Annotated in this window: 18 protein-coding genes and 1 pseudogene; 10 read left to right on the forward strand and 9 right to left on the reverse strand. The window is 61.2% G+C overall.

Going from position 1 to position 19,354, the window contains the following annotated elements; genetic code table 11:
* Window positions 1-9 precede the first annotated feature (9 nt).
* The 8 genes and pseudogenes from AB9N64_RS23365 to AB9N64_RS23400 all read right to left on the reverse strand — a co-directional run bounded on the left by AB9N64_RS23365 (window position 10) and on the right by AB9N64_RS23400 (window position 7,185).
* Window positions 10-1,149, reverse strand: a complete 1,140-nt coding sequence (locus tag AB9N64_RS23365; RefSeq protein ID WP_371359684.1) for a DUF1120 domain-containing protein — start codon at window positions 1,147-1,149, stop codon at window positions 10-12.
* Between the two features lie 11 nt (window positions 1,150-1,160).
* A pseudogene (locus AB9N64_RS23370) lies at window positions 1,161-3,585 on the reverse strand (fimbria/pilus outer membrane usher protein).
* A gap of 131 nt (window positions 3,586-3,716) precedes the next feature.
* Entirely contained in the window at window positions 3,717-4,421 is a 705-nt protein-coding gene (locus AB9N64_RS23375; RefSeq protein WP_014717030.1) for a fimbria/pilus chaperone family protein, read from the reverse strand.
* A gap of 28 nt (window positions 4,422-4,449) precedes the next feature.
* Window positions 4,450-5,133: a DUF1120 domain-containing protein gene (locus AB9N64_RS23380; RefSeq protein WP_032903334.1), complete on the reverse strand. Its 684-nt coding sequence runs from the start codon at window positions 5,131-5,133 to the stop codon at window positions 4,450-4,452.
* Window positions 5,134-5,136: 3 nt separating this feature from the next.
* Window positions 5,137-5,757, reverse strand: coding sequence for a DUF1120 domain-containing protein (locus AB9N64_RS23385; RefSeq protein WP_102666711.1), 621 nt, complete (start codon window positions 5,755-5,757; stop codon window positions 5,137-5,139).
* A 12-nt stretch (window positions 5,758-5,769) separates the two neighbouring features.
* Complete coding sequence (locus AB9N64_RS23390; RefSeq protein ID WP_032903332.1) at window positions 5,770-6,384, reverse strand: DUF1120 domain-containing protein; 615 nt, start codon at window positions 6,382-6,384, stop codon at window positions 5,770-5,772.
* Between the two features lie 45 nt (window positions 6,385-6,429).
* Entirely contained in the window at window positions 6,430-6,552 is a 123-nt protein-coding gene (locus AB9N64_RS23395) for a hypothetical protein (protein ID WP_268938955.1), read from the reverse strand.
* Window positions 6,553-6,564: 12 nt separating this feature from the next.
* A complete protein-coding gene (locus AB9N64_RS23400; protein WP_201915604.1) occupies window positions 6,565-7,185 on the reverse strand; it encodes a DUF1120 domain-containing protein in 621 nt (206 codons plus the stop codon).
* A 389-nt stretch (window positions 7,186-7,574) separates the two neighbouring features.
* Between AB9N64_RS23400 and AB9N64_RS23405 the strand changes: the two genes are divergently transcribed.
* The 7 genes from AB9N64_RS23405 (at window position 7,575) to dacB (ending at window position 15,164) form a co-directional block, all read left to right on the forward strand.
* Window positions 7,575-8,393, forward strand: a complete 819-nt coding sequence (locus tag AB9N64_RS23405; protein ID WP_236466066.1) for a response regulator — start codon at window positions 7,575-7,577, stop codon at window positions 8,391-8,393.
* Window positions 8,394-8,592: 199 nt separating this feature from the next.
* A complete protein-coding gene (locus AB9N64_RS23410; RefSeq protein ID WP_014717036.1) occupies window positions 8,593-9,228 on the forward strand; it encodes a response regulator transcription factor in 636 nt (211 codons plus the stop codon).
* A 232-nt stretch (window positions 9,229-9,460) separates the two neighbouring features.
* Window positions 9,461-10,105, forward strand: coding sequence for a DUF1120 domain-containing protein (locus AB9N64_RS23415; RefSeq protein WP_371359685.1), 645 nt, complete (start codon window positions 9,461-9,463; stop codon window positions 10,103-10,105).
* Window positions 10,106-10,204: 99 nt separating this feature from the next.
* Entirely contained in the window at window positions 10,205-10,675 is a 471-nt protein-coding gene (locus tag AB9N64_RS23420) for a nuclear transport factor 2 family protein (RefSeq protein WP_020301224.1), read from the forward strand.
* 37 nt (window positions 10,676-10,712) lie between these two features.
* On the forward strand, window positions 10,713-10,994 hold the full coding sequence (locus AB9N64_RS23425; protein ID WP_102666713.1) for a GIY-YIG nuclease family protein: 282 nt from the start codon (window positions 10,713-10,715) through the stop codon (window positions 10,992-10,994).
* A gap of 128 nt (window positions 10,995-11,122) precedes the next feature.
* Window positions 11,123-13,537, forward strand: coding sequence for a TonB-dependent siderophore receptor (locus AB9N64_RS23430; RefSeq protein ID WP_371359686.1), 2,415 nt, complete (start codon window positions 11,123-11,125; stop codon window positions 13,535-13,537).
* A 169-nt stretch (window positions 13,538-13,706) separates the two neighbouring features.
* Window positions 13,707-15,164 carry a D-alanyl-D-alanine carboxypeptidase/D-alanyl-D-alanine-endopeptidase gene (dacB, locus tag AB9N64_RS23435; RefSeq protein ID WP_371359687.1) on the forward strand — a complete coding sequence of 486 codons (1,458 nt, stop codon included), beginning with the start codon at window positions 13,707-13,709 and terminating at the stop codon, window positions 15,162-15,164.
* 1 nt (window position 15,165) lies between these two features.
* Here dacB and AB9N64_RS23440 read toward each other — a convergent pair whose 3' ends face one another.
* Entirely contained in the window at window positions 15,166-15,945 is a 780-nt protein-coding gene (locus AB9N64_RS23440; protein WP_014717042.1) for an IclR family transcriptional regulator, read from the reverse strand.
* Window positions 15,946-16,065: 120 nt separating this feature from the next.
* On the opposite strand from AB9N64_RS23440, the gene hmgA reads away from it, so the two are divergent.
* From hmgA to maiA, 3 genes are read left to right on the forward strand one after another with little or no spacing between them, the layout of a single operon-like run.
* Window positions 16,066-17,349 (forward strand): homogentisate 1,2-dioxygenase, encoded by a 1,284-nt coding sequence (gene hmgA, locus AB9N64_RS23445; protein WP_020301221.1) that lies wholly within the window; start codon window positions 16,066-16,068, stop codon window positions 17,347-17,349.
* Between the two features lie 3 nt (window positions 17,350-17,352).
* The gene (gene fahA / locus AB9N64_RS23450) at window positions 17,353-18,639 is read left to right on the forward strand and encodes a fumarylacetoacetase (RefSeq protein ID WP_019817645.1); all 1,287 of its coding nucleotides are present in this window, start codon (window positions 17,353-17,355) and stop codon (window positions 18,637-18,639) included.
* Between the two features lie 12 nt (window positions 18,640-18,651).
* The gene (gene maiA / locus AB9N64_RS23455) at window positions 18,652-19,287 is read left to right on the forward strand and encodes a maleylacetoacetate isomerase (protein ID WP_032903326.1); all 636 of its coding nucleotides are present in this window, start codon (window positions 18,652-18,654) and stop codon (window positions 19,285-19,287) included.
* The last annotated feature ends 67 nt before the right edge of the window (window positions 19,288-19,354 follow it).

Consider the following 19,354-nt stretch of genomic DNA (forward strand, 5'->3'; position numbering starts at 1 on the left):
TGCGAACTCCTACAAGTAGACAATTTCGAGAGTGCCGGACCCATTGATGCGCACGACATCACGCAGATCCAGGCTTTGCATGGGCGCCAGATACGTCTTGATGCGCATCGTGCCGGTCAGTGTCTGCATGGACACCGGCCCGGTGGTGACACCTGTCTTGTCGGTAAAACCCAGCAGGCTGTTGGCCGCCATGGGGATCTGCCGGGCGGTGGAACTGCTCCACGCCACGCCATTGCTGGTGGAGTCGGTGCGGTACAAGGTGGGAAAGCTATCGGCGCTGAATTCCCCCGGGTCGATGGTCAAATAAAAACGCCCGATTTTGTTACGGCTGGCGTCCAAGTCCAGTCCATAGGCCGTTTCATCAGTGCCGCCGGTGGCCGAACCGTCGCGGTTGTCTTTCATGCGCAGGCCAAAGCGGATCGGCGCGTCGCAGCTCACGTTCAGGCGCAGCGTACGAGTGGGCAGGGGTGTTTCGTTGGTGGCGCTGAGGTCCTTGGCGTACAACGTGCCATAGTCGACCACGCCGTGGTCCGACAGTGTCGGCAGGCAAGCAACGGGCGCAAAGTGCGCGCGCAGCGTCAGTTCCCGGTAGCGGCCGTGGCTTGCGCCGTACAGCATTCCAGAGACTTCCCAGGTAGTTGCGTCTCTGGCTTGTATTGCCGCCACACCGGCCCAGGCGCGTAGCGTCAGTTGCAACGAAAGGGTTTTGCCCATGAGCACGGCACCTTGTTCAATCGGTGCGATGCCGTGCCCGGGGCGCCACTCCAGTACCGTTGCACTCATCACGGGGGGCTGGCCGGCAGCGGTCAGCAAGCCCAATTCAACGGCGCGACCGTCGAGCACGGCATTGCCGACCTCGATGGCATAGCTGCCGTGTTCGGTAAATTGCAGGCGCTGCGGGGTGGCAGCCAGCGCCCGATAGAAGAGGCTGAGGTCTTCGGCCTGGGGGCAGTTGACGTTCACGCTCAGGCGGCGCTCACCGAGCAAGCGTTCCGGCACGCCGTCGTGTTGCGCAAGACGGTTCATCAGACCGAAATCAACCTGAGCTTCGCTGACGTTCAGTTGGCATTCTTCCAAGGCTTGGGCCGTGCCGGCGATGCCGAGCAGTAGCCACATACAGAGTGAGCGCATACAGGTTGCAAGGGGCATGACAGAAATCCTCAAGGTACGCGGCAACGTGCGGGAGCCGATTCGAAGTACACCGACGGGTCGGCTTTGGCTGCCAGTTGGTAGTGCAACTGGCAACGGCCTCCCTGGGGTGTGGTTATCCACAGCGTCGTTTGATCCAGTACGTTGGGCAGAAAGACCTGGCTGCCGTCCTGCACCAAGGTCACAAACTCACCACTGGCACTGCTGACGGAGGCGCCCGCAGGCAGCGGCGAGCCGTCGTCGTGACTGACGGTGAGCAACACACGGCGGGTCAAACCGACGCCGAACTCGACCCTGTCCACCGCGCCGCGTCCGGCCGAGATCATTGCCAGGCCGTTGTTGATATCGGCATTGCGCGGCAGCGAGCGGGTCTGGACTTCCACCGGGCTGCGCCCGTACGCGGCCACTTGCGGCACCACGGCCTGGCCTTGCCAATCGGTCCAGACCGGCCCGCTGGGGGTACTGAGCTTGATGCCGCTCATGTCGCCGACGGACACCAGGGCAAAGGTGTCGCGCACCGGGTAGGGGGAAAGGGTCACGCCGCCACCGTGCATCACCACTGCGCCGCGGGCCCCCCCCTTGATAACTGGAGCGCTCGGCATCGGAGCGGCTGTAGCTGAAGTCGAGCTGGCTGTAGCGTGGCAACGCCGAGACGCCGACGGTGGTTTCCACCTGATGATCGCTGCTGTCATGTTCGGCGCTGACCCGGTAGCTGAGCTGGTCGTCGATCTGTTCGGTCACGCCCATGCCGGTGCGGTTTTCGCCGCCGGAGTTGCGTACCCAACTGCGCAGTCGGCGACTCTCGCCCAGCGGCACACTGATGTTGAGGTAAACCGCGTTATCTTGTTGCTGGCTGCCGCCCATTTGCCATTCGGCGCTGGCTGACAAAGACACCGCGCCAATACTGGTGCCCCAGGATGCCAATGCGCGGCTGCTGCTGTCGCCGGCGAAGTTGGATGAGCGCGAAACCCCGGCGCTGAATGCACCCAGTATTGGGTGCGACCACCCCAGGTTGAGGCTTTGCTGGTCGCGGTAGCGTGAAGCGCGATTGCGGTCGTCGCGCTCGTAGGTGCTCTCTTCGAGTTCGCGGTAGCCGGGGCTGCGCCAGGAATTGGCGGCGCTGAATGACCACTGTTCGTTGAGGCGCTGGGACCAGGAAAGATCGGTTTGCACACCGGAGACTTTTTCACGCGCCTGGGTGTTGGACACTTGCGTGGACAGTTGGACCTGACTGTCCAGCCAGGGCATCCAGCCCAGGCTGGCGCCCACCGAGCGGTATTCGCTGGCCGCCAGCACGCCGCTGCCCAGGGTCACTTGAGGATGCAGGGCGCCTGTCCAGCCGGCACTGACCACCCAAGGATCATCCCCTTTGGCGTCGCCGACATTACGTACCCGGCCCGCCGCCACGGAGTAACCTGGCGCTGGCAACCCGAGACCCAGCATGGCCGCCGGCACAGTGAAGCGTCGCTCACCGCCGACACTTTCCTTGACCGTCACCTCCACATCCGAGCGCGTGTTCAACCGGCGCACATCGGTCAGGGCAAAGGGGCCGGCAGGCACCACGGTGGAGTGAATCAACGCACCGTTCTGCCGCACTTCGACCTGTGCGGGACTGTTGGCGATACCTTGGATCAGCGCACCCTGGCCCTGCTCCTGAAGGGCGTGTTCGGTGAGCACTTGCACCCCGGTGATCTGTGCGCCGGACAGCACCGGGTTATACAGATTGATCTGCCCGGCCTGAAGCACTGCCTGATGGCTGGCGAAGGTGCGTTGAGCATAGGCTTCCAAGTGGGTGCTGCGTGACAGGCCATCCTGCCAGGTCTGCACCTGGCGACTGCGCACGATCCAGTCGCCGGCATTGAAACCCACCTCGGTATTGGCCGAGCCGAACCGGCTGGCGTCATCGCCGAAGCGGTTGTAGAAGCCGCTGAGGTCGTAATTGAGTAGCCCGGCAAATCCGCCGGTTTCGTAGCCGGAAATATCCTGCCGCACCGGGCGCAGCGCTTCGGTGGGCACCACCAGGGATACCGTCAGTGTCGCCGGATCCGGCTCCACCAGGCTTTGCGGATATTGCCCAAGGAAGTCCTGGCAACCTTCGGTTTCACTGGGCAACTGCAGGTTGGCGGCGTCCAGCAAGGCCCGGTCAAAGCACAGGTTGCCCTGCTGATCAAAACTGACATCATGCCGGCCGCGTCGCTCGCCGTTGACCCGCAGGTGGACGGTATGTCGCCCGGCGGCGAAGCGCGGTGCGGCCAGCAACAGGCTGGCCAGCTGTGGGTCAATGCCACGTTGATGCAAGGTCTGGGTGTCGAAGCCGGCCGGGCTCGAATCATCGGCCCAGGCCTTGGTCGACAGCACTGCGCACAGCAGCAGCGCCAACGGCAACGGCGGTCGGGCAAGGATGGCGGGCACGGCTTCGCCGTCACGGTAACTCAATACTGTTATCACGCAAGGTACTCTTGTAGTGAACACTCAGGCCGTGTGCGCCCGGCGTTCTGGTGACGGTCGATATGCCGTCACTTCGTTATCCAGGCGTCGGTCGATGGTGCGACGCCTGTGGTTTTCCGTCAGAGGGTGATCGGTGCGTCGTAGGCCTTGACCGCAAAGCCATACACCGTGGCCGGCTGCAGCCTGACTGTGCTGGCCTGACCACCGCTGGCCGGTACGCTGATGGCTTCGCCCGGCAGCACGTAGGTGCGCGGCAGCATGGCTTTGCCGTTACCTGGCAACAGCAGCAGCTCCTGCGCCAGGCGCACCACATAAGGCGTGTCATTGCGCACCTGCAACTGGCCGTCGCGCAGGGTCCAGGTCAGGTCGGTCCACGGTGTGCGGTTCGGCGCCAGGCCCTTGGGGTGCACGATTACCGGCAGGTTCTGGCGCACAGTCACGCCCACGCGGGCATGCCCGGCGGCAGTGGCGGCGCGACCTTGCGGCATGCCTTCGAACACGGCGCGTTTGAGTCGCTGAGTGAGCAGCGGCTGCTGGTTCTGCAGGATGAACCGCACCAGCTGGGATTTGGACGCCTCAACCCGTGACAACGGCGGTGTCACCACCAGCAGCGGCTCGGTGTCTTCTGGAATATCCAGCAAGGTCACATGCAGCAGCGCGAGCTGGCTGTCGGTGTTGGTCACCGACACGGCGGCTTCGCCCTCGGCTTCGTGCACGATCACCACGGAGGTGTCGGGTACCATGCCATCGGCTTTTACTGGATTACCCAGCACCAGTAGCAGGGCCAGGGCGCCGACGGCGGTGTTTGAGCGTGTCATGGTCATGACGGTTTTCCATTAGGCGATAGTTGGGTCAGAGGTAGCGCAAATCCAGGACGATGGAGCCGTCCAGAGGGACTTCCTGGTCCAGTGTCAGGTACTGCGAAAAGTTGATGGCCGTGTCCACCTGCAGCCTGACCAGCAACTGGCTGATGAACTCGGGCTGACGGTCACCGGGCGGCGCGAAGGCCATGTAGGAGCGTGGATAGGCATTGGGGTCTTGTGACCAGGTCTCGCCGCTGTTGATGGAGGCCAGTACCTGCAGCGGCTGTGAGTCGCCCAGGGCGTCGCGATAGGACAACGCTACGGAACCGAGACGCTCCTCAGGGGCGTGTATGTTTCTTCCCAGCCCATAGAAGTAGTCGGGCGCCAGTGACGACTCGGCACGATTGTCGATGCCCACCAGTGCAAACAGCATGGGCCGGGCGCACAGCACGTGCAGATCAAGCATCTGGCTGGGCAGCACGGTGAACTCGTCGACGTTGAGGCTGTGGGACGGGATCTTGCCGTGATCGACAATGCCCTCGTCCGTCAGCTCGATATGACAGGCGTCCGGTGTGACCCGGCCGGTTACCGTGAGGTCGACGAACGAGCCCGCGTGTGCCTGGAACGCGATGAGCAGGCACAGTACGGCGGCACAGAGACGGGCGGGTGCAGCCAACACAGGCATCGGCAGGCGCAGCCCATGCCTGTCAATGTTCAAGGGATGGGCCGCCATGGGTTAAAGGTACTTCACTTCAAGGGTGGCGGAGCCGTCGATGGTGACCTCATTGCTCAGGTCCAGGCCATCGGCGCGATTAATGATGGTTTGCACTTCCAGGTCGAGGCTCAGGTCCTTGACCGCCATTGGCTGGGTGTCGTCATCCATCGCGGCGACTGACATGTACAGGCCTGGGTCCCAGAACTTTTCCCTGTACCAGGTATTACCTTGGTCGCCCGACGCAATCGGCTGCACCACGACGCCACCTTCGGCAACCGGGTTGGCGAACGTCAGGATGTACCCGCCAAGCACCTGGGTCTCATTGATAAATCCAAGACCGTAACGTATCGAGCTGCCGGACGCTGCGCGATTATCGATCGAGTGCAGAGCAAACTGGATCGGCGCGTCGCAATTGACCGCCATGCTCAGTGTGTTGTTGCCGATGACCGTATTTTTGTCCGGGTTCAGGTCCTTGGCGGAAATCTTGCCGTGGTCGATCACGCCACCACCGGACAGGCTCGGTGTACAGGCACTGGGCACGATCAGGCCTTTGACGGTCAGGTCAACGGTGGACGCGGCGAAGGTGGCGGCCGAGTTGAGCAGCAACAGGCTGGCGGCCAGGGTGGTCAAGCGGGTTTTCATGGTGCGGGCTCCTTAGAGGTAATTGACTTGCACAGTGGCGTGACCGTCGATGGGGACTTCGTCGGTAAGCGTCAGGTCGTTGGCGGGTGCAATGTGGGTGATCAGGCGTATCTCGGCGTCCAGTTCCTGGATCGCAATGGGGGTCACGTCGTCGTTGTTGGCGACCGCCGTCAGCAAGGTGTGACTGAGCATCACGGAGGGCATCCAGGTCGTGCCGCCATCCCTTGAAGTGATGGTGCGCACCGATACGTTGTCGGCCACCGGGTTATAGAGGCCAAGCCCGGCGTCGCCGACTTTTTCATCGTTGGCCGTGGTGCCCAGGCCGTGCCAGCTGAAGTGGCTGGCAGCCGTACCCGGGCGGTTATCGATGGTGTTGAGGGTAAAAAAAGTCGGCCCGTCGCAACGCACGCTCAAGAGCATGGTTTCCCTGGGCAAATCGGTATAGGTGTGGGTATTGAGGTCTTTGACCGACACCTTGCCGAAGTCGACAATGCCACCGCCGGAGACCACCGGGGCGCAGGCGCTGGGGGTGATGACGCCTTGGACCAGCAACTCGGTGTTGCTGTTGGCGAATGCTGGCGGGCAGAGCAGCAACACGCCTGTCAGGCTGAACGTGAGTACCTTCATGGTCGAATGGATCTCCTGGGGGTGGTTTGAATCTTCTAGAGGGAGTTACAGATACAAGCGTTCTACAGTGCCCGGGCCTGGACGCTTATCCACAGTGCTGGCGGCCAATAGGCGGGCGCTCGCCGCCAGCGACAGGACGCTGCCGAGTAGGGCTAGGCAGAGCTTCATCGAAGAAGCCCCTTACAGATAGTTGACTTCGAAGGTCGCGGAACCGTCCATTGCCACCTCGCTGTCCAGTGTCAGGGTATTGGTAGGTGCAATGGCGCCACGTACGGAGATGTCCATGACCACGTCCTGAAGTGGCTGCGGGGCCCAACCGCTATCACTGCGACCGCCAAAACCTACCAATGTGTTGGGGGTGACCCCGTCATCCGGGTAAAGCACAGTCCATGTCGGGCTCCAGGGGTACTGGATCAATGCTGTGGAGGGCGTTTCAGAGGTATGACTGAGCAGCGACAGCTCAAACCCACCGAGCTTCTCGTTTTCATCGGTCAAGCCCAGGCCAAAGGTGCCGATGGTTGACGAGCCGACCCGATTGTCGACGGTGCGGATGGCGAACAGCGTCGCCGCATCGCAGTTGACGCTCAGTTTCAGTGTCCGATGCTCAAGCCAGGTATGGCTGTCGGGGCTCAGATCCTTCGCTGCGATTTTTCCGTAATCAATGTCGCCTGGCAGGTTGGGGGTGCAGGCGCTGGGAGTGATCACCCCTTTGACGGTCAGGTCCACGCTGCTGGCGGCGAACGCAGACGAAGTCATTGCCAGCAGCAGGGCGCTGCTCAGCAGAGATATACGGATCTTCATTTCAATTTTTTCCATTGCAGGCTGGCAGATGGAGGCGCGTGCAGGGCAGCGTCCGACCCGACATGGACGGGCGGTTTGCCGAGTGGCGCTCTCGATTTTTTCGCGGCTGCCGAGTGGCAAACCGTCCCTCTTTTGGGGTGGGCCCAATTTAGCCAGGGGGTGGCACGTTGGAAATACAACTAATACGACATTGGCCTGATGCGCGGCGGCCATGAGCCAGTGGATTTTTTCGTAGTTGTTGTATCGGCTTTTAATTGCTCAAAAGGTTATTTGTTTCAGGTCGATAACATTCAAATGGATGTGGCGATCGTTGCTGCCGAATAGGCCTTTTTGGCTATTGCACCAGTGCTGCGGATTGCCGCCGGATTAATAGTCACGAAGAGGTACTGATGGGTTCGCTTTCAGGTTCAACCGCAGGAGCGAGCCAGACACTCAAGCCGCCTGTTGCCGTACCGCGTCATTGGCAACAGTTGAATATCCTGGTCGTAGAGGATCACTCCGCCTACCGCCTGTTGTTGGGATGGCTGTTACAGAAGCTGGGGCTGGGGCACGAGTTGGTCGCCGACGGGTTCATGGGCCTGGTCGCGTTCACCAGCCGGCCCTTTGACTTGGTGATCAGCGATTGCCAGATGCCGTTCATGGATGGCTACAGTATGGTCCGTGCCATTCGCCAGCATGAGCGCGACCACGGTTTGAAACGGGTACCGATCATTGCCTTGACCGCCAACCTGCAGAACGACAGCCCTCAGCGATGTCTTGACGCCGGAATGGATGCCTGGCTGCTCAAACCGCTGACCCTGGAACAACTGCATGCCCTGTTGGTGCGCTGGTTGCCAGGCGGTGATGCTGGCCAACCCGACCGGCAGGACACATTGCCGTGCGCCGTTTGGCCAACACGTGCCACGCTGGTTGCGACGTTTGGCAGCGACCTGATTGTTGACTCGCTGCTCGAAAGCCTGTTGATCGAAGCATGGGAGGACCACCGTGTCTTGCGTCATGCCTGCGCGACACTGAATGCGCCACTGGCTGCGGAGCGCCTCCATCGCTTGGTTGGCAGCCTGGTGTTTTTGGGGAGTTGCGACCTTGAAATCACCGCTACACAGTTGATCAAGCAAGTGCAGACCGATGGAGTTGCAGCACACAGCAGGGATTTGGACGTGTTCCAGACACGCTTGTGTGTCTGTCTTGAGTACCTGTCCAGCATTTGAAGCAAGAACCCGCCGGGGTTGTAAGTGCTGCTGACTGCCTAGTTTTGGTTGTAGGTACTTTCCTATTGTGTTGTAGTCCAAAAAATACCCACTACTGAATATTGGGCGCGGCTGCAAGCAGCTCTTTGTTAGCAGTTGTTGATGGGCGCTGGCGGAGGTATTTTGCGCGGGTCCAAGTTGCCATCATGCGTGGGTATCTATGCTTCGAGTAATTATTGCTGACGATCATCCTATTGTCCGAGTCGGGCAGAAAGTCGTGATTGAGGCGAATGGCAAGTGCAAAGTGGTGGGTGAGGCCGACGGTCCTGATCAGTTGCTTGGGGTATTGAGCACCACCCCGTGCGATGTGCTCGTCACGGACTTCGCCATGCCGGGCGGCCAGCACGCTGACGGTTATGGTTTGTTGGGGCTGCTGCATCGCCAGTATCCGAAGTTGCCGGTGATTCTGGTGACCATGTTCGCCAACGTCGCCACCTTGCGCGCGTCTTTCGCTCATGGTGCCAAGGCGGTTGTCGCCAAAAGCGCTTCGGCCAGGGAGTTGCCCCTGGCCATAAAGGCGGTGTGCGCCGGGCAGACCTTTGCCAGCGAATGCCTGCGAGTGCAACTGGTTGAGGCGGGAACGGGCGATCAATCCCAAGAGCCGCAGTTGTCGGGCAAGGAACGCGAGGTGGTGCGGATGCTGGCCAGCGGCATGACCGTCAGCCAGATCGCAGCACAGGTCAATCGCAGTATTTCAACTATCAGCAAGCAGAAAAGCACCGCCATGCAACGGTTGAGTATTTCTACCGACGTTGACTTGTTTGCTTACGCCCGAGATGCGGGAATGGTGCCTTAGAAAGTTACAGTTTTATGACGAGGCTGAAACTAACCGGTGTTTTTTTCAATTCGTATTAGTTGTATGGGGTTTGAAAGAGGCGGTCTTTAAAGTAGCCACGGTGCCTTTGCAATATGTGCGATGGCCGTCCCCAAATCCCTAGTCTATTAGATGAGTCGAACATGCAGGTTGATGGCGCACGTGCAGGTGCCTTTTGTCCTGTGTAGTTGAACGACCGCAAGTGAGCGCTTATATGCATCCCTCTCGTGTACTTATTACCGCCGCGTTTGTGCTGGCCGGTGTTTCCAATGCAATGGCCGCCTCCAGTGTGGACCTCAGTGTCGTCGGTGTGATCACGCCCTCCGCCTGTACACCCACATTGTCCGGTGATGGGGTAGTGGACCATAACAAAATCTCGATTCAGGACTTCCCGGAGTTTGGCTATAAAGTACTTCCAAAGGCCACGCTGCAGCTCGAGGTGGCCTGTGATGCGCCGGTGCTGATGGCCGTCAAGAGCACGGATAATCGCCCGGGCACTGCAATTCCCACGTATCCAACTCAGCCGCAAGACCTTTCACGTTTTGGTCTGGGCCTGACCAGCGCCGGGAAGAAAATCGGTTGGTACGAACTGTCAACGTCTAACGCTACCGCCGACGATAACCCTGTTGGTTTAATCGAGTCCCCGACTGGTAATACCTGGGTGAATGCACCCGACCGTTCGACGTGGCAGCCAGGCTGGATGCGTACCGCCCACGACAGCAGTAGTGCGCCTTTTCCAATGACCAGATTCAGTGCGCAAGTGGGCGTTGCCACGACCCTGACGGGCAAGAGGGATTTGCCGATTGCCGAGGAAGTTTACATAGACGGTAGCGCTACGCTCGACGTCGTCTACCTTTAACGCTGTGGGGCATCACGCATTCCTTACGGGTAAAGCCATAGCTTTCTGCTGTAACGCGGACTATTGTTCAGCCCCCTGTTCATTGTGCGGAACCTGCCCATGAGTGATGCCCACAACGCCCTGATCACCCAGTTCTATAGCGCTTTCCAGCGGCTGGATGCCGAAGCCATGGCGGCCTGCTACACCGACGATGTGCTGTTCAGCGACCCGGCATTTGGCGAATTGCGCGGTCGGGATGCCGGCGACATGTGGCGCATGCTCACCACGCGAGCCAAGGACTTTTCCCTGGTGTTCGATCAAGTGCGCAGCGATGACACGGGTGGCAGTGCCCACTGGGTGGCGACGTATCTGTTCAGTGCGACGGGCAATACGGTGGTCAACGATATCCAGGCGCGGTTCGTGTTTCGCGACGGCAAGATCTGCGAGCATCACGACCATTTTGACCTGTGGCGTTGGTCGCGCCAGGCCTTGGGTGCCAAGGGCCTGTTGCTGGGGTGGACGCCGCTGGTGAAAAACGCCGTGCGCGCGCAGGCCAATAAAGGCCTGAAGGTATTTCAGAGCGGGCGTTGATAGACTGGGCGCTCCCTTGCGTTAACCGAATCAACTTGTGAATACTCTTGAGCCAAAACCCTGGTTTGTCTATCTGGTGCGCGCCGCCAATGGTTCGTTGTATTGCGGCATCAGCAACGATCCTTTGCGCCGGTTTGCCAAGCACCAGAGCGGTAAGGGGGCGCGTTTTTTCCTCTCCAGCCCTGCGGTGGCGCTGGTGTATACCGAGCAATGCGCGAGCAAAGGCGAAGCGTTGCGTCAGGAACGCTTGATCAAGAAGTTGAAAAAGAGCGCCAAGGAGTGCCTGGCGGCAAGTGGCTCCCCCACCAACGCCTCCTGAGTACGCGAGGGCGGCTAAAAAAAGTTATTTGCATAAAAAAGGTGAGGTAAACCCTCGGCCCATCCGTGTAATGCTTGAAACTGCGATCAATTCGCATTAACAGCGTTTTTTACACGGATTCTCACAGCATGAAGTCGACGGCGGGCGGTTGGATCAAACAGTGGCTGGGAGCCTCGGCATTAGCGGTATCGGGGCTGGCGTTGTTGCCGCTTGGCATTGCCCAGGCGCAGGAGCAGCAAAGCACTCAATTCAAGTTTGCCCTGGCGGCCAAGCCATTGCCTCAGGCGCTGAGCGAGTTCAGCCGGATCACCGGTATCAGCGTGATCTACACCGATGAAGCGCCCTACGGCCTCAATGCCCCGGCGGTCAGCGGGCCGATGACTGCAAGCCAGGCGCTGCAACGTCTGTTGAGCCAGTCCGGCTTCACCTTCCGCCAGATCGACGCCCGAACCCTGGCGCTGGAGCCGGTGCCTACCGATGGCGCGGTCAACCTCGGCGCTACTACCATCAGCGGCACCAACCTCGCTCAGGACAGCACCAGCTACCAACCGCCGCCGACCAGTTCGGTGATGCGCTCCCATGGGTTGCTGCTGGAAGCCCCGCAGACCGTCAACGTAGTCCCGGCTCAAGTGCTGCGCGACCAACAACCGCGCAACCTGGATGATGCGCTGGGCAATATCAGCGGCATCACTCAGTCCAATACCCTGGGCAGCACCCAGGATGCGGTGATGTTGCGCGGCTTCGGCGACAACCGTAATGGCTCGATCATGAAGGACGGTATGCCAGTGGTGCAGGGCCGGGCGTTGAACGCTACCGCCGAGCGTGTCGAAGTGCTCAAGGGCCCGTCATCGCTGTTGTATGGCATCCAGGACCCGGGCGGTGTGGTCAATATCGTCAGCAAAAAGCCTGAACGGGTGCAGTCCACCTCCCTGACAGCGCGCGGCTCTACCTTCGGCAGCGGCAAGAATGGCAGCGGCGGCAACCTCGATACCACCGGCCCCTTCGGTGACAGTGGCTTGGCCTATCGCCTGATCGTCGACCATGAAGACGAAGACTACTGGCGCAACTACGGCACCCACCGCGAGACCCTGGTGGCGCCGTCCCTGGCCTGGTACGGCGACACCACCCAAGTGGTGCTAGCCTATGAGCATCGCGCATTTCTCGCGCCGTTCGACCGGGGCACCGCCATCGATCCCAAGACCAACCATCCGTTGAACATCCCCGCCACCCGCCGTCTGGATGAGCCTTTCAACAACATGGAAGGCCGCTCCGATCTGTACCGCTTGACTGTCGATCATGATCTCAACGACGACTGGAAAGCCCACTTCGGCTACAGCTGGAACCGCGAAACCTACGACGCCAGCCAGGTGCGCGTGGTCAAGGTCAACCCCAACGGCACCCTGACCCGCAGCATGGACGGCACTCAGGGCGCGCTGACCACCGACCGCTTCGCCACCGCCAGCCTCGAAGGCAAGGTCGATGTTGCGGGTATGCAGCACGACCTGGTGTTCGGCCTGGACGATGAGTACCGCAAGATCTACCGCGCCGACCTGATCCGCCAGGCACCGCGAGGCAGCTTCGATTACAACAACCCGGTGTACGGCAACGAAGTCGCCGGTTCCAAAGTCAGCGCGCCGGACAGCAACCAGACCGATCTGCTGCGCAGCGATTCGTTGTTCTTCCAGGATGCCATCCATCTCAACGAGCAATGGATTCTGGTCGGCGGTGCGCGTTACCAGATGTACGACCAATACGCCGGCAAAGGCGTGCCGTTCACCGCCAACACCGACGGCAATGGCCAGAAGTGGGTGCCGCGGGCTGGGCTGGTGTATCGCTATAGCGATGAACTGTCGTTTTATGGCAGCTATACCGAGTCGTTCAAGCCCAACTCCACCATCGCGCCACTGGCCAATAAAACCGTGTTGAACGGCAGTTTGCAGCCGGAAGAATCCAAGGCCTGGGAATTGGGTACCAAGTTCGACCTGCCGGGGCGCATCACTGCCAGTGCGGCGCTGTTCACCATCGATAAACGCAACGTGTTGGTGCAGGTAGGCGAGGGCCTGACCTCGGAGTACAGCGTGGCCGGCAAAGTGCGCTCTCGCGGCCTGGAGTTGGATGCCAGCGGCCAGCTGACGGATAAGTGGAGCCTGATCGGCAGCTATGCCTACACCGATGCCGAGGTCACCGAAGACCCCAAGCTCAAAGGCAATCGCCTGCAGAATGTGGCAAAAAGCACCGGCTCGTTGTCGGCGGTGTATGACTTCGGCAGCATCCTGGGCGGTGATCAACTGCGCGTCGGCGCCGGGGCGCGTTATGTCGGCGAGCGGGCAGGGGACGCGGCCAACAGTTTCGAGCTGCCCAGCTACACCGTGGCTGATGTGTTCGCCAGCTACGACACCAAGCTTGAGGGGCAGAAGGTCAAGTTCCAGCTCAACGTGAAAAACCTGTTCGACCGTACCTACTACACGTCCTCGGTGAATACGCAGTTTGTGTCCATGGGCGATGCGCGGCAGGTGTCGGTGTCCAGCACCTTGACCTTCTGATTCATTTATCTGTGGGAGCTGGCTTGCCTGCGATGGCATCGACCGGGTTTGCCTGATACACCGAGTTGTCTGCATCGCAGGCAAGCCAGCTCCCACAGGAAAGCGGTCGCCACATTGATAGCGAGCTGTTAGCGTTGCCGCCATTGCATGCTTATGGAAAACGCTACTGATGTACTTTGGAAAATGGTTACGCACCGGCACCCTGCTGGTCGGTTTGAGTTTTTTACTGGGCGGCTGCGCCAGCGTCTCCCAAACTTCCACGCCGGCAACCCTGGATAAACTGCTGAGCGATCCGGCGCTGCAAGGTGCTACGGTCTCGCTGATGGTACGTGACGCCCGCACGGGCTCCACGCTGTATCAGCACAACCCACGCACCCGGTTGGTGCCCGCGTCCAACCTCAAGTTGTTGACCACGGCGGCGGCCATGGATGTGCTGGGGCCGCAATACCGCTTCGCCACCCAACTGCTGAGCAACGGCATACGCCAGGGCGACCGCCTGACCGGCAACCTGTACCTGCGTGGCCTGGGCGACCCGAGCATTCAGTTTGCCGACTACCAGGCGCTGGCCGCGCAGTTGGCCAGCCAGGGCGTACGCCAGGTACAGGGCGATCTGGTGTTCGACGACACCTGGTTCGATGCTGAGCGATTGGGGGTGGATTGGTCCCATGACGATGAAACCACCTACTACGGCGCGCAGATTTCGGCGCTGACTGTGGCACCCAATGCGGACTTTGATGCAGGCAGTGTGCTGGTCACGGCCAAGGCGCCGTTACGGGCCGGCACCCCGGTGAGTGTCGATATTTTCCCGCCTACTGATTACCTGCAACTGAGCAACCGTGCCATCAGTGGGCCGGGCAACAGTTATGGGATCAACCGTCGCCATGGCACCAACCTGTTGCAACTCAGTGGCGCAGTGGCGCCGGGAAAGCAGAGCCAGCAATTGGTCAGCGTCTGGGAGCCAACGCAACTGGTCGCGAATCTGTTTGAACAAGCCTTGGCGCAACAGGGCATCACCGTACAGGGGCGTCGGGTGATGGGCGGGGCAAGCCCGACGGCGGTAACGGTGCTGGCCGAGCACCAATCGGCGCCGTTACAGGATTTGATCACGCCGTTGCTCAAGCTTTCGAACAACAACATGTCCGAAGCCTTGCTCAAGGCCATGGGGCGCCAGACCGCCAATAGCGGCACGGCAGCGGCGGGCGCTGTGGCGGTGGCCGGGTTCCTTAAGCGTCAGGGGCTGGACACCGCCACGTTCAACCAGGTCGACGGCTCCGGCCTGTCACGGCGCAACCTGGTGTCGTCGCAAACCCTCACCGACCTGTTGCTGGCCGCCAGCAAACAGCCGTGGTTCGACGCCTGGTACAACGCGCTGCCGATTGCCGGCAACACCGACCGCATGACCGGCGGCAGCCTGCGCTATCGTCTGCGCGACACGCAGGCGCAAAACAACCTGCACGCCAAGACCGGCTCCATGGGCGGCGTGTCGTCATTGAGTGGTTACATCACCGACGCCGGCGGGCGCAAGCTGGTGTTTTCGATGCTGACCAACAACTACGTGGTGGCCGGCGCCCAGGTCAAGGCGCTCGAGGATCACGTGGCAGTGGCGCTGGCGCGCAGCGACGAGTGATTCAGGGCTGATAGCCCATGCGCCAACTCACGGCCCGGGTCGCCGCCAGCAAGTGCTGCGCCGCCGGGCCATCTTCATCGGCATGGAACAGCGAGGTTGGGCCGACCACGGTCATCACCGCCGCCACGTGCCCGACCGCATTGAACACCGGCGCCGACAATGCATCCACGCCGGGCATCAGCAAGCCATGCACAAAGTGCAGGCCACGGCGGCGGATTTGCTCGCACACGCTGGCATAGGCCTGATCGTCCGCCAAGCTGTGGGCGGTGCCGGCCTGAACCTCGCGTTCGCGCAGTTCTACAGTTTCCCGTGACGGCAGATAAGCGCTGAACACCAGCCCGGTGGAAGAGCTGAGCAGCGGCAACACTGAGCCCAGTTGCGTCACCACGGTAACGGCGCGCACTGCCGGCTCGATCTGCACCACGGTCGCGCCCTGGTTGCCCCACACCGCCAGAAAGCAGGTTTCATTCAATTCATCGCGCAGCTCTGCCAGGGGCATGGCGCCGACTTTCAACACATCCATGCTGCCCAGCGCCGCCAGCCCCACTCGCAATGCCTCCCGGCCCAGGCCGTAATGGTTGGTGGCTGCGTTCTGTTCGGCAAAACCCGACGCGATCAGGGCCTGCAAATAGCGGTGCACCTTGCTCGCCGGCATCTGCACATGTTCGGCCAGGCGTGACAACGAGGTGGCCGGGGACAGTTCGGCCAGGGCCTTGAGGATATCGGTGCCGACTTCCGCCGAGCGGACTTTCTGTTTACCGGTGTCGCGAGGCTTTTCCATGGAAGGGCGAGAATCCGAGAGATGAATGGGCGTCTTTATAGCTTGACGGTCGATAGTGATCAAATTACGTTATGCGTAACTGGATTACGATAAATACAACTGACCCTCAGAGGACGATCCATGAACCTCGAATACCTGTCGGGCTTCGGCAATGAATTCGCCAGCGAAGCCTTGCCCGGCGCGCTGCCGGTTGGCCAGAACTCGCCGCAGAAAGCCCCTTACGGCCTCTACACCGAACTGTTTTCCGGCACCGCCTTCACCATGGCCCGCAGCGAAGCCCGTCGCACCTGGCTTTACCGCATCCAGCCGTCGGCCAACCACCCGGCATTCGTCAAGCTTGCGCGGCAATTGGCCGGTGGCCCGTTGGGCGCGGTCACGCCGAATCGCTTGCGTTGGAACCCGTTGGATATCCCGAGTGAGCCGACGGACTTTATCGACGGCCTGGTGGGCATGGTCGCCAATTCGGGGGCGGAAAAACCAGCGGGCATCAGCATCTATAATTACCGCGCCAACCGCTCCATGGAGCGCGTGTTCTTCAATGCCGACGGTGAACTGCTGATCGTCCCCGAGCAGGGCCGCCTGCGCATCGCCACCGAACTGGGCGTGCTGGATGTCGAGCCGCTGGAAATTGTCGTGCTGCCCCGTGGTCTCAAGTTCCGTATCGAGCTGCTGGATGCGCAAGCACGCGGTTACGTCGCCGAGAACCACGGCGCCCCGCTGCGTCTGCCTGACCTGGGGCCGATTGGCAGCAACGGCCTGGCCAACCCCCGCGACTTTCTTACGCCGGTGGCCCGCTACGAAGACCTCAAGCAACCGACTACGCTGGTACAGAAGTTCCTCGGCGAACTGTGGGCCTGCGAGCTGGACCATTCACCGCTCAACGTGGTCGCCTGGCACGGCAACAATGTGCCGTACAAATACGACCTGCGTCGCTTCAACACCATTGGCACGGTGAGTTTCGATCATCCGGACCCGTCGATCTTCACCGTGCTGACCTCGCCCACCAGCGTGCATGGCCTGGCCAACCTCGACTTCGTGATCTTCCCGCCGCGCTGGATGGTGGCCGAGAACACCTTCCGGCCGCCGTGGTTCCATCGCAACCTGATGAACGAATACATGGGCCTGATCCAGGGCGCCTACGACGCCAAGGCCGAAGGCTTCCTGCCGGGCGGCGCATCGCTGCACAGTTGCATGAGCGCCCACGGCCCGGATGGCGAGACCTGCACCAAGGCCATCAACGCGGACCTTGCGCCGCACAAGATCGATAACACCATGGCGTTCATGTTCGAGACCAGCCAAGTGCTGCGCCCGACACAGTTCGCCCTGGAGTGCCCACAACTGCAACCTGCTTACGACGCGTGCTGGGCTGCGCTGCCCGCCACCTTCAACCCGAATCGGAGATAACCCATGACTCAACCAACGCAGACCCGCAGCTGGGTATCCTCGGCCAACGGCCACGCCGATTTCCCCCTGCAGAACTTGCCCCTGGGCGTGTTCAGTATCAATGGCTCGGCACCGCGCAGTGGCGTGGCGATTGGCGATGCGATTCTCGACCTGCATGCCGCACTGGACGCGTTTGAGGGCGAAGCCCGACGCGCCGTCGAAGCCACTGCGGGCGGGCAGTTGAACGCGTTTTTCGAACTGGGCCGTGGCCCTCGCGTTGCGCTGCGCGAGCGCCTGCTGGAACTGCTGGCCGAAGGCAGCGAGCTGCAAAACCGCGAAGCGCACGTGCTGCACCGTGCCGCCGATTGCCAGATGCACCTGCCGGCCAAGATCAATGACTACACCGACTTCTACGTCGGCATCGAGCACGCGCAAAACGTCGGCAAGTTGTTCCGCCCCGATAACCCGCTGTTGCCGAACTACAAATACGTGCCGATTGGTTACCATGGCCGTGCCTCGACCATTCGTCCCTCGGGTACAGAGGTGCGACGCCCTAAAGGCCAGACCCTGCCGGCCGGCCAGTCCGAACCGACCTTTGGCCCCTGCGCGCGCCTGGACTATGAGTTGGAGCTGGGCATCTGGATCGGCCAGGGCAATGCCATGGGCGATGCGATTGCCATTGGTGATGCCGCCGAGCATATCGCCGGTTTCTGCCTGCTCAACGACTGGTCGGCGCGGGATATCCAGGCCTGGGAGTACCAGCCGCTGGGGCCGTTCTTGTCGAAAAGCTTTATCACCAGCATCTCGCCGTGGGTGGTGACTGCCGAAGCCCTGGAGCCCTTCCGCAAAGCCCAGCCGCCGCGCCCTGAAGGTGATCCGCAACCGCTGCCATACCTGCTGGATAAGCGCGATCAGAACGCGGGCGCCTTTGATATCGAACTGGAAGTGCTGCTCACCACGGCCTCGATGCGTGAGCAAAACCTGCCCGCTCATCGCCTGACCTTGAGCAACACCGAACATATGTACTGGACCGTGGCACAAATGGTGGCGCACCACAGCGTCAATGGCTGCCAGTTGCAGGCCGGCGACCTGTTTGGTTCGGGCACGTTGTCTGGCCCGCAGCCGGGGCAGTTTGGCAGCCTGTTGGAGATTACCGAAGGCGGTAAAAAGCCGATTGAACTGGCTTCCGGCGAGGTGCGCAAATTCCTCGAGGATGGCGACGAAATCATCCTGCGTGCCCGTTGCAGCCGCGAGGGCTTTGCCTCCATCGGCTTCGGCGAATGCCGCGGTACCGTGGTCGCGGCGCGCTGAGAGGGCAGGGCCATGGAACTCTATACTTACTACCGTTCTACCGCGTCGTATCGAGTACGTATTGCCCTGGCCCTCAAAGGCCTGGATTTCACCGCGCTGCCGGTCAACCTGCTGGTGCCGGCCGGCGGCGCCAACCGCCAGCCTGAATACCTGGCGATCAACCCTCAAGGGCGCGTGCCGGCATTGCGTACTGATGAAGGGGCGTTGCTGATCCAGTCACAGGCGATCATTGAGTACCTGGAGGAGCGTTATCCCCAGGTGCCGTTGCTCTCCAAAGACCTGGTAGCGCGCGCTCATGAGCGGGCGGTGGCGTCGATCATCGCCTGTGATATCCACCCGTTGCATAACTCCAGCACCCAGAACTTGCTGCGCAAGTGGGGGCACGATGAGGCGCAATTGCTGGAGTGGATCGGACACTGGATCAGCCAGGGCCTGGGCGCGGTGGAGCAGTTGATTGGCGACACCGGGTTTTGCTTTGGCGAGCAGCCGGGCTTGGCCGATGCGTTTCTAATTCCACAGCTGTACGCGGCCGAGCGTTTCAAGGTGCCCTTGGCGGCGTACCCACGCATTGGGCGGGTGGCGGCATTGGCGGCCCAACATCCGGCCTTCGTGCAGGCCCACCCCGCCAGTCAGCCTGACACACCCTAGGCCCCCTGTGGGAGGGGGGGAAGCCCCAATGCCGTTCAGTTAAGCGAGCGCAATGCTCACAGCCATG

The sequence above is a fragment of the Pseudomonas sp. KT_2_4 genome, assembly GCF_041410225.1.
In the GTDB taxonomy this organism is placed as follows: domain Bacteria; phylum Pseudomonadota; class Gammaproteobacteria; order Pseudomonadales; family Pseudomonadaceae; genus Aquipseudomonas; species Aquipseudomonas paracarnis.

Excerpts from the sequence above, each read along its gene's own strand:
- AB9N64_RS23365 (WP_371359684.1), bottom strand. The coding sequence starts at position 1,149 with ATGCCCCTTGCAACCTGTATGCGCTCACTCTGTATGTGGCTACTGCTC.
- AB9N64_RS23375 (WP_014717030.1), bottom strand. The coding sequence starts at position 4,421 with ATGACCATGACACGCTCAAACACCGCCGTCGGCGCCCTGGCCCTGCTA.
- AB9N64_RS23380 (WP_032903334.1), bottom strand. The coding sequence starts at position 5,133 with ATGGCGGCCCATCCCTTGAACATTGACAGGCATGGGCTGCGCCTGCCG.
- AB9N64_RS23385 (WP_102666711.1), bottom strand. The coding sequence starts at position 5,757 with ATGAAAACCCGCTTGACCACCCTGGCCGCCAGCCTGTTGCTGCTCAAC.
- AB9N64_RS23390 (WP_032903332.1), bottom strand. The coding sequence starts at position 6,384 with ATGAAGGTACTCACGTTCAGCCTGACAGGCGTGTTGCTGCTCTGCCCG.
- AB9N64_RS23395 (WP_268938955.1), bottom strand. The coding sequence starts at position 6,552 with ATGAAGCTCTGCCTAGCCCTACTCGGCAGCGTCCTGTCGCTGGCGGCG.
- AB9N64_RS23400 (WP_201915604.1), bottom strand. The coding sequence starts at position 7,185 with ATGAAGATCCGTATATCTCTGCTGAGCAGCGCCCTGCTGCTGGCAATG.
- AB9N64_RS23405 (WP_236466066.1), top strand. The coding sequence starts at position 7,575 with ATGGGTTCGCTTTCAGGTTCAACCGCAGGAGCGAGCCAGACACTCAAG.
- AB9N64_RS23410 (WP_014717036.1), top strand. The coding sequence starts at position 8,593 with ATGCTTCGAGTAATTATTGCTGACGATCATCCTATTGTCCGAGTCGGG.
- AB9N64_RS23415 (WP_371359685.1), top strand. The coding sequence starts at position 9,461 with ATGCATCCCTCTCGTGTACTTATTACCGCCGCGTTTGTGCTGGCCGGT.
- AB9N64_RS23420 (WP_020301224.1), top strand. The coding sequence starts at position 10,205 with ATGAGTGATGCCCACAACGCCCTGATCACCCAGTTCTATAGCGCTTTC.
- AB9N64_RS23430 (WP_371359686.1), top strand. The coding sequence starts at position 11,123 with ATGAAGTCGACGGCGGGCGGTTGGATCAAACAGTGGCTGGGAGCCTCG.
- dacB (WP_371359687.1), top strand. The coding sequence starts at position 13,707 with ATGTACTTTGGAAAATGGTTACGCACCGGCACCCTGCTGGTCGGTTTG.
- AB9N64_RS23440 (WP_014717042.1), bottom strand. The coding sequence starts at position 15,945 with ATGGAAAAGCCTCGCGACACCGGTAAACAGAAAGTCCGCTCGGCGGAA.
- hmgA (WP_020301221.1), top strand. The coding sequence starts at position 16,066 with ATGAACCTCGAATACCTGTCGGGCTTCGGCAATGAATTCGCCAGCGAA.
- fahA (WP_019817645.1), top strand. The coding sequence starts at position 17,353 with ATGACTCAACCAACGCAGACCCGCAGCTGGGTATCCTCGGCCAACGGC.
- maiA (WP_032903326.1), top strand. The coding sequence starts at position 18,652 with ATGGAACTCTATACTTACTACCGTTCTACCGCGTCGTATCGAGTACGT.